This window comes from Cupriavidus sp. FW305-3-2-15-C-LB2 (assembly GCF_058787575.1).
Window position 1 is genome coordinate 140,253 of sequence record NZ_JBYSZW010000012.1, and the last position, 8,971, is coordinate 149,223.

At 70.0% G+C, this 8,971-nt stretch carries 11 protein-coding genes; 2 read left to right on the forward strand and 9 right to left on the reverse strand.

From position 1 onward, the window contains the following. Window positions 1–3: 3 nt before the first annotated feature. On the reverse strand, window positions 4–435 hold the full coding sequence (locus AC3WRR_RS11890; RefSeq protein ID WP_492297068.1) for a VOC family protein: 432 nt from the start codon (window positions 433–435) through the stop codon (window positions 4–6). A 121-nt stretch (window positions 436–556) separates the two neighbouring features. Between AC3WRR_RS11890 and AC3WRR_RS11895 the strand changes: the two genes are divergently transcribed. Beyond that, complete coding sequence (locus AC3WRR_RS11895; RefSeq protein ID WP_492297069.1) at window positions 557–1,441, forward strand: LysR family transcriptional regulator; 885 nt, start codon at window positions 557–559, stop codon at window positions 1,439–1,441. An 11-nt stretch (window positions 1,442–1,452) separates the two neighbouring features. On the opposite strand, the gene AC3WRR_RS11900 is transcribed toward AC3WRR_RS11895, so the two are convergent. From AC3WRR_RS11900 to AC3WRR_RS11930, 7 genes are all read right to left on the reverse strand, one after another. Continuing rightward, a complete protein-coding gene (locus AC3WRR_RS11900) occupies window positions 1,453–1,788 on the reverse strand; it encodes a cupin domain-containing protein (protein WP_010809386.1) in 336 nt (111 codons plus the stop codon). A 105-nt stretch (window positions 1,789–1,893) separates the two neighbouring features. Continuing rightward, on the reverse strand, window positions 1,894–2,100 hold the full coding sequence (locus tag AC3WRR_RS11905) for a hypothetical protein (RefSeq protein WP_011617114.1): 207 nt from the start codon (window positions 2,098–2,100) through the stop codon (window positions 1,894–1,896). Window positions 2,101–2,192: 92 nt separating this feature from the next. Then, window positions 2,193–2,507, reverse strand: a complete 315-nt coding sequence (locus AC3WRR_RS11910; RefSeq protein WP_492297070.1) for a hypothetical protein — start codon at window positions 2,505–2,507, stop codon at window positions 2,193–2,195. Between the two features lie 181 nt (window positions 2,508–2,688). Beyond that, entirely contained in the window at window positions 2,689–4,152 is a 1,464-nt protein-coding gene (locus tag AC3WRR_RS11915; protein ID WP_492297071.1) for an efflux transporter outer membrane subunit, read from the reverse strand. Next, window positions 4,149–5,057 (reverse strand): efflux RND transporter periplasmic adaptor subunit, encoded by a 909-nt coding sequence (locus tag AC3WRR_RS11920; protein WP_010809382.1) that lies wholly within the window; start codon window positions 5,055–5,057, stop codon window positions 4,149–4,151. Before AC3WRR_RS11920 ends, AC3WRR_RS11915 begins: the two co-directional genes overlap by 4 nt. Continuing rightward, window positions 5,054–5,272 carry a DUF1656 domain-containing protein gene (locus tag AC3WRR_RS11925; protein ID WP_010809381.1) on the reverse strand — a complete coding sequence of 73 codons (219 nt, stop codon included), beginning with the start codon at window positions 5,270–5,272 and terminating at the stop codon, window positions 5,054–5,056. Before AC3WRR_RS11925 ends, AC3WRR_RS11920 begins: the two co-directional genes overlap by 4 nt. A 26-nt stretch (window positions 5,273–5,298) precedes the next feature. Beyond that, the gene (locus AC3WRR_RS11930; protein WP_492294027.1) at window positions 5,299–7,299 is read right to left on the reverse strand and encodes an FUSC family protein; all 2,001 of its coding nucleotides are present in this window, start codon (window positions 7,297–7,299) and stop codon (window positions 5,299–5,301) included. 208 nt (window positions 7,300–7,507) lie between these two features. On the opposite strand from AC3WRR_RS11930, the gene AC3WRR_RS11935 reads away from it, so the two are divergent. Further along, window positions 7,508–8,413: a LysR family transcriptional regulator gene (locus tag AC3WRR_RS11935; protein ID WP_010809379.1), complete on the forward strand. Its 906-nt coding sequence runs from the start codon at window positions 7,508–7,510 to the stop codon at window positions 8,411–8,413. A gap of 21 nt (window positions 8,414–8,434) precedes the next feature. Here the strand turns inward: AC3WRR_RS11935 and AC3WRR_RS11940 are convergent. Beyond that, window positions 8,435–8,971: hypothetical protein (locus AC3WRR_RS11940; protein WP_492297073.1), on the reverse strand; the 537-nt coding region annotated here is incomplete at its 5' end.

Consider the following 8,971-nt stretch of genomic DNA (forward strand, 5'->3'; position numbering starts at 1 on the left):
GCCTTATTTGGCGAACACCTGGCTCAGGTCGCCAAAGGCCTTGAACTCCAGCGCATTGCCCGACGGGTCCAGGAAGAACATGGTGGCCTGTTCGCCCACCTGGCCCTTGAAGCGCACATGCGGCTCGATCACGAACCGTGTGCCCGCCGCGCGCAGCCGCTCGGCCAGGGCCTCCCATTCGGCCATCGGCAGGATCGCGCCGAAGTGCCGCACCGGCACGTCGTCGCCATCGACGGCGCTGGTGGCGCGGTGACCACACTCCTCGGGCGACAGGTGCGCCACCACCTGGTGGCCATAGAAATTGAAGTCCACCCAGGCCTCGGAACTGCGCCCTTCGGGGCAACCAAGCAAGTCGCCATAGAAGCGCCTTGCCTCGGCCAGGTCGCGCACGGGGAAAGCCAGGTGGAACAGGGGAATAGAGGAAGTCGCGCTCATGCGGGAGGCCTTTGTCGGGGTCGTTATGCGGGCAGGCGTTGGCCTGCGCGTTGATTGTAGCCAGCACAACCCGTAATATGAAGCGAATCATTTTTGGCCTGAGTATCAGAATTTTCAATAGATGATCCGCTACTTCCAGACCTTCCTGGTGGCCGCCGAAACCGGCTCGTTCTCCGCCGCCGCGGCGCGGCTGGCGCTGACGCAGTCGGCCGTCAGCACGCAGATCCGGCGGCTGGAAGAGGACCTGGACTGCGTACTCTTCGATCGCACCGGCAAGTCGGTCGCGCTCAGCGAAGCCGGGCGCCGGCTGGTGCCGGAAGCGCGGCGCTTTGTCGAGCTCTATGCCGCGATGAAGGACCGCGCCGGCCCGCATGCCGACGCCGCGCCGGTGGAGCTGGGCGCGGTGTCGACGGTCCAGGCCACCTTGCTGGCCGATGCGATGCGGCATTTCCGGGGGCGGTTTCCCGACTCGCACGTCAACGTGGTGCCGGGCATGTCCACCCAGCTGCTGACGCAGGTGGATGCGCGCGAGCTGGACATCGCCGTGCTGATCCGGCCGCGGCTGGGCTTTCCGCCGGACCTCAAGTGGGTGCCGCTGGTGCGCGAGGGCTTTGTCGGCATCGGGCCCGCCGGTGCGCCTGCAGACCTGCGCGCGTTGCTGGAGACGCTTCCGTTCATTCGCTACAACCGCCACAGCACCGGCGGGCAGCTGGTGGACGGCTACCTGAAGCGGCAGCGGCTATGGGTCAGGGAAGGGATGGAGCTGGATGAGCCGGCCGTGATCCTGCTGATGGTGGCAGCTGGCCTGGGTTGCGCCATCATCCCGTCCGGACTGGTGCCGTTGCAGCAGTCCGCGAGCGTGGTGCAGGCGCCATTGCCGGGCGGGCCGCTCTATCGCGACGTGGGCGTGCTGGTGCGCGAATCGGCACTGCGCCGCGCGCCGGTGGCGGCGCTGATCGATGCCTTTGTGGCTGCCAGCGCGCGCTGGCAGCCTGCCGTGGTGTAAAGGCGCGATACTCAGCGGCTGCCGGGCAGGACCAACGTGACCAGCACCGAGGCATCGGAGATGGCGGTCACGTCGTAGCGCACGCTCGGCCCCAGGTAGAGCAGGTCGCCCTGGTGCAACTGGCGCTCGGCGCCGTCCACCCGCACACGCACCTCGCCCTCCAGGCATTGCACAGTCATCGGGCCATCTACCGCATGGGGCGGCACATGCTTGCCCGCCTTCAGCACCAGCCGCATCACTTCCAGCGGGCCTTCCTTGAACAGGGCCTGGGTGGCGGTCTGGTCCAGCCGTGCGCCCAGTGGCAGCACGCTGGCGATCTGTCCGGATTCAAGGTGGGGAAGGGACATGCGCGGCTCCTCGCTCTTCTGGTGGGGTGGCTTGTCAGGCACGGCCGGCGCCTGGCGGCGGCACGCCTTCTCAATCTAGCACCCGAGCGCGCATCTCAGAAGCACTCAGCGTGATGTAACCGGCGAAGTCGCCGACGCGGCGGCTTCCACTTGTGCGCAAGGCGTGGCATTGCGGGCTTGTGCGGTGCGCTCGGCTGCGGTCCTGGCAGCGGCGCGGCCGCGCTCGATCAGAGCCCAGTCAGGGCCGGCGGCCGCGGGAAAAGACGCGGCCAGGGCGCCAAGGCCGAGCAGCGCGAACAGGATGGTTTTCATGAGGGGGCCTTCAGGGAGGTATGAGAAAAGAGACGGGGCCTTGCGCCCCGTCGACACGCCACGGCGGCTGCCGTGGCGCGGGCAGGCGCCGGTCAGGCGGCAGCCGATACGCGTGAGCCGGCATGGGCCGGCGGTGCCGACACGCCGCTGCGGTCCATGCCTGCCACTTCCATGCCGGCGGCAGCGCGGTTGGCGCCGTCGGTGAACGGGTCGCGCTTGCCATTGACGTGCGCACCGTCGGTAAACGGGTTGCGCTTGCCGTTGTGCAGGTTGTAGCCGTTGCGGTCGGCGGCGACGCCGCGGTCGTTCAGGCCTTGCGCCATGGCAGGGCTGGCCAGTGCGGCGGCACCGAGTGCTGCAATCGAGAGGGTCGTGGCAAGAAGGGCTTTGAGAGCGTTTTTATGCATGTCTGCTGTTTTTGGGTGGGTGGACGGCATGGCCCGCGAAGGGCCGCGCGGGGATGGCGGATCTGCCACCCGCGCCGTCCGGGTTCGCCTTTTGGGCGGTGCCGTCGCGTGGGAAGCGCGCGGCACGGGACGAAGTTTAGTCAGGTCGATACATTCCTGTGATGATTTAAACGTCGAAAGATCAGTCGTTTTTTTCATTGCCAGTCGCATTGATGGCGGCCACCTTGCCGCCGGCCTGCCAGCCCCCGCCAAGCGCGAGGAACAGGTCGACCTGGCGCGCGGCGACATGGCCTTCGGACGCAGCCAGTGCGGCCTCCGCATCGGCCAGCGTGCGCTCGGCGTCCAGGTGCGCCAGGTACGGGATGCGCCCCGCCTGCTGCAGGCGGCGCTGCAGCCGCGCAGCTTCTGCGGCCTGTTCGCGCGCCGCGTGCAGGGCGTCGTGCCGTTCCAGTTCGCGCGTGTAGGCCGACAACGCCGTTTCGGTTTCCTGCAATGCGCGCAGCACCGCGCCATCAAAGCGCGCCAGGGCGGCGTCGGCCGCGGCTTCATGCCTGTGGATGCGATGGCGCACGCCGTTGGTCGGCAGCGACCAGCTCAGCAGCGGCCCCACGCTCCAGCGCGCCGTCGGGCCGCTGCCAAGGTGGCTCAGCACGCCGGTCAGCCCGGCGCTGGCGCCGATGCTGATCGATGGATACAGGTCTGCCGTGGCCACGCCGATGCGAGCGGTGGCCGCGGCCAGTTCGCGTTCCGCCTGGCGGATATCGGGCCGGCGCCTGAGCAGCGCTGCGCCGTCACCCACTGGCAGCGGCACACGCAGCGTGGGTTCGGCATGGCAGTCCACCTCGGCCTCTGGCAGTGCCGCAGGCGGCTTGCCCAGCAGCAGCGCCAGCCGGTGGCGTGCGGCGCTACGCGCGGCTTCCAGCGTTGGCAAGGCAGAGTGCAGCGCTTCGGTGCGGGCACGCTCGCGCGCCACGTCGGCGGGTTCGCCGCGGCCGGCGTCGACCAGGCGGCCGGTGGCGTCCAGCGTGCGTTGCTGTACCGCGAGCTGCTGCGTGGCGGCGGCCAGTTCATGCGTGGCGGCGCAGCCCTGCACGTAGGCGCGCACCGTCTGCGCCGCCACGGTGACGCGCACCATGTCGAGCGTGGCCGCGCTGGCTTCGGCGCCGGCCAGCGCGGCCTCGTCGGCGCGGGCCAGCTTGCCGAAGAAATCGATCAGGTAGGACACGCCGAAACCGAAGTCGCCCAGGTTGAATACCGGTGGCTTGGTGGTCTGCAGGAAGCTTTCGCCCGACAGCTGCGCGCGCGAAACGCTGGCGCTGGCGCCGCCCTGCGGCAGGTTCTCGGACTCCACCTCGTGCAGGAGGGCCACCGCGCGGCGCAGGTTGGCGCTGGCGGCGCGGATGTCGGTGTTGGCGGCCAGCGCCTGTTCGACCAGCCGGTCGAGCCGCGCGTTGTCATAGAGCCGCCACCAGTCGTCGGGCACGGGCGCGATGGCCACGCCGGGCGCTTTGGCACCCTGAAGCGGGCCGTTGGCGGCGGCCGCGCGCACTGCCGCATGATCCGGCACACGATAGTCCGGGCCCACGGTGGTGCAGGCGCACAGGCAGGCCGCGGCGCACGCCAGCCAGGGATGGCGCCGCTTCACGACCGGGGCCCCGTGCGGCGGCCGGCGTCATCGTCGCGCCTGGCTTCGCGAACGGCCACAGTCGCGGTGCGGCCGGAAACCAGGCGCACATCCGCGGGCACGTCCTCCAGCACGATGCGCACCGGCACGCGCTGTGCCAGCCGCACCCAGTTGAAGGTCGGGTTGACGTTGGGCAGCAGGTTCGAGCCCGCGCTGCGGTCGCGGTCCTCGATGCCGGCTGCGATGCTCTGCACGTGCCCGCGCAGGTGCCGGGGTTCGCCCATGATATGCACGTCGACCGGGCTGCCGATGCGGATCCGGTGCAGCCTGGTTTCCTCGAAATAGCCTTCCACGTGGAAGGACCCGGCATCGACCATCGACAGCACCGGGCGGCCGGTCGAGACATAGTCGCCCAGGCGCGGCAGCCGGTCGTTGAGGTAGCCCGCCACCGGGCTGCGCACGCTGGTGCGCTCCAGGTCAAGCCGGGCCAGCCGCACCGCGGCTTCGGCCAGCGCCAGCGCGGCTTCGCCTTGCTCTACGCGGGCACGCCCCTGTTCCGCGACTTCGGCGGCAACCAGGCCGTCGAGATTGCGGTTGCGCGCGGCTTCGCGCCGCGCCTGCGCCAGCGCGGCGCGCTGCGTCGCTACCGCGGCCAGCGCCTGCTGCAGGGCCAGCGCGTAGCGGTCGCGGTCGATCTCGAACAGGACTTCGCCTTGCTGCACATGCTGGTTGTCGCGCGCCAGTACGCGTGTGACCAGCCCGGACACATCGGGCGCCACCTGGATGATGTCGGCACGCACATGGCCGTCGCGGGTCCATGGCGCGGCCGTGTAGTAGTCCCACAGGTGGCGCAGCACCAGCAGGGCGGCGATGGCTGCCAGCAGCGTTGGCAGCAAGGGAAGCAGGGGGCGGAGTCGGAAGGTCATGACGGCAGTCCCGGCACCGCGACAAAGACTGCGGCCACGGCGCCAAGGACGATCACATAGAGGGAAAGGTTGAACATCGAGCGGTGCCAGATATGCCGGTACCAGCCCAGCGCGGCCAGCACCATGCGGATCGCGGTAGTGGCGGCGAAGGCCAGCACCATCAGCACCAGCACGCCTGGCACGAACACGCCATAGAGGTCGATTTCACTGAGCATTCGGCGGCAGAGGAGAGTTGGGGAGGTCAGCGGGACAGGGCAGCCGCAGGGCCAGGCAGCAGCGTGACCTGCAGCACCACCAGCGCGCCGAGCGTGCCGCGGTGGTCAGGGCGGCCACCTGCGGGCAACGCGGCCACGCCGGCGATGGCATCGGCCACCCAGGCGGCCAGCCCCGCCGGAGCCGGCACGGCATGGCCCGCGCGCAGCCGCGCGCGGAAATGCCTTGCCACCGCGGCCAGCACGCGGCGCACCGGCTTGCGTGCCGCGGGCGGCAAGGCCGGCAGCGCCTTCTGCAGCGCCAGCGCGCAGTAGCCGACTTGCAGCGCGTGGAAGCCGTCGGACGACAAGGGATCGCCGGCAGCCCCCAGCCGCGGCACCAACTGGCCGAGCCGGTCCAGCATGCGCGCGCCCAGCCGCGCATCCCCATCGGCCGCTCGCAGCGTGGCGGCCTGGGCCAGGTCCTGCCAGCTGGCGCGCACCAGCCGGTGCGCCGCCGCGCGCGCGCCGAACGGGCGTACCGCCATCGACCACAGCGGCGCGAACAGCATGGCTGCGGCGCTGGCCAGGCAGGTATTGAAGGTGCCGAGGAAATCCGCATCGAACACGGTCTGCACGTTGGCGAACGAGGCCGTGTTGACCGACAGCAGCATCGCAATCAACTGGAAGCCGGGCCGCGCAATCAGCAGGCCAATGCCGAGATAGGGCAGCGCCAGCATCGCGGCCAGCGCTTCAAAGGTGTGCGCGTGCGGCACGACCAGGAACAGGTAGCCGCACGACACCAGCAGGCAGATCGTGCTCCAGCGCAGGAAGGCACCGGCCATGCGGCGCGGCTCGTCGATGGCCGCAAGGAAGCAGCAGGCAATCGATGCCACCGCGACCGCGCCGGCGCCGCCCTCCCAGCCCGAGAAGATCCACAGCAGCCCCGCGCAGAATACGGCCAGGCCGCTCGACACGGCGCCGAACAGCAGCATGCCGTGGTCGTGGTGATGGCCTGCAGCCTCCGGGGCCGCGTTGCCGCGCAGCTGCGGCGCGCCGGCGCTGCGGTCGCCTATGCCTTGCTGCAGGGCGCGGCATTCAGCGTACAACGCGCCCAGGCGCTGCAGCTGGTCCGCCGCCGTGGCGGCGAGGCTGGCTTGCCAGTCGACCTCGCCCGCGCGGCCATCGGCAAGCCAGCCGCCCGCGGCGACCGGAGGCGGCGTGGCAGCATCGGTCACCAGCCAGGCGGTCGCCGCCGCCATGGCCTCGCGCACTGGCAACGGGATGCCGTCCGGATGGCCGCGCAGCGCGTGCAGCACGCTCTCCAGCGACGACAGCAGCGGCATCAGCATGGTCATGCGCTGGCGCAGCGCGCGGGCATGGCGCAGCGTGTGGCTGCCCTCGGTGTCATAGGCCAGCTGGCTGACCAGCTGGTCCAGCGCCAGGATGTCGGCAGCGAGCCGGTGGCGGCTGTCGTCGGCGCGCGGGCTGCCGGTGAGTATGTCCGATGCCCAGGCCGACGCGTCGGCCAGCCAGGTGGCTGCGCGGGACCGCAGCGCGGGCGCCACCTTGGCCGGGAAGACGACCGAGCCCACCAGCCCGGCGCAGACGATGCCGATCACGATTTCCTCGATCCGGGCCACGGCAATATCGAAGATCTGCGCCGGCGCGCTGACGGCCGGCAGCGCGACGATCGGCAGGGTGTAGGCTGCCAGCAGGTACACATAGCTGCGCGGCGTGCGCTGCAGCAGCGACAGGTACACCAGCACGGTGATCCACAGCGCGATCGCACCCATCAGCACGATCGGCATGTTGACCAGCTGCGGCACCGTGGCCACCGCGGCGGTGGCGCCCAGCATCGTGCCGGCCACGCGGTAGGCCGCCTTGGAACGGGTGGCGCCGGTCAGGGGATGGGAAACGAAGTACACCGTCGCCATGGCCCAGTAAGGCCGCGGCAGGCCCAGCGCCAGCGCGATATAGAGCGCCAGCATCGCGGCGGCGAATGCCTTCAGCGAGAACAGCCACTGTCGTGCATTCGGCCAGCTAGCCATGGAGCGGGGTCTTCAAGAAGAGTTGAGGGCACGCCGCGGCCTGCCGCTCCACGCTTCATTGGCGGCGCGGTTGGGCGGGGGCGATGTGTGGAAGCGAAGTGTAGCCAAACCTTTTGCATTCCATTCATGATTTAATATTGGCCTTTCCATTCCCTTTGTTCATGGATGGCGAAACCGGCCTGCCGGCGGCCCGCCGTCCCTCAGCACCATGCCCATCGATATCCGCGCGCTGCGCTATTTCGTCGAGACTGCCCGGCTGCGCAGCTTTACCCAGGCCGCGGCCTCGCTGTTCGTCACCCAGTCGACCATCAGCAAGATGGTCAAGCAGCTTGAGGACGAGGTCGGCCAGCCGCTGCTAATCCGTGAAGGCAAGAGCGTGCGGCTGACCGACGTGGGCCGCGTGGTCTACGAGCGCGGGCAGGAGGCGCTGGGCGTGGTGCACCGGCTCACGCTGGAGGTGTCCGACCTGTCCTCGCTGGGCCGGGGGCAGCTGACCGTGGGGATCCCGCCGATGGTCAACCTGTTCTTTTCACCGGCGGTCAGCGCGTTCCGGCAGCGCTATCCCAACCTGTCGCTGACGCTGGACGAGCACGGCGGCCAGGTGGTGGAGCAGCTGGTGGCAAGCGGCGAGCTGGAGGTCGGCGCCACGGTGCTGCCGGGCGACAGTGGCCTGGCGCTGGAAACGCGCCAGTTCGGCCGCTACCCGATCTGGGCCGTGGGGCCGCGCAAGGCCGCGTGGGCGCGCGGGCGCACCGTCACGCTGGCGGCTCTGCGCGATGAGCCGCTGGTGATGCTGACCGATGACTTCTCGCTGACGCGCATGCTGCGGCAGGCGTTTCTGGAAGCACGCATCGAGCCGCGCGTGGTGGCGCGCAGCGGGCACTGGGATTTCCTGGCATCGATGGCGGCGGCGGGGCTGGGCACTACCTTCCTGCCGCAGCCGCTGGCTGAGCGCCTGCAGGGCCAGGACACACTGGCCATGGCGCGGCTGACCGCGCCGGCAATGGACTGGACCATGGCGCATATCTGGTCGCCGGGACGCTACCTGTCGCATGCGGCGCGGGCATGGCTGGCGGTTTGCGAAGAGGTGCTTGGGGGCGGAACGGGATCTTGAACCGGCGCGCTTGCGGCGGCCTCATTTCTTCAGGCACTGGTCCGGCAGGATATCGAGCAAGACCAGCGATTTCTGCCCGGCCACGTAGTGGTAGCGCAGCCTGACCCCCAGCTTGCCGAGCACCGGCACATCCGGGTTGCGGCAGATGCCGCGCTCCAGGATAGGCTTGGCCGTCGCCATGAACTCGCGGGTATCGTCACGCGCCGCATCCACCCCCGAAACCTTCAGCTGGAACTCGACGATCTTGCCCGGCCGCGTCATGCAGCCGTCGAAGCGGGTGGTGTCGTCCAGGTCCACCGGGCCGGCGCGCATCAGCTCCTGGCAGGCCATGCGCAGCTCACGGTCGACATCGCCCGCGGTCAGGCGGGTCACGCCGTTCATGCCCGTAGGCTTGCCGCGCACCGTGCCCAGCAGCAGCGTGGCCAGCCCGGACAGTTGCGGGGACGGCGCAGGCGTGGCGGCCACGGTGGCGGAAACGGCAAGTGGCCCGGCCAGCAGGGACAGGCCCAGGCACACAGCGGCATTGCGCAAAGGATGGTGGTCGGGGACGGCGGGGGC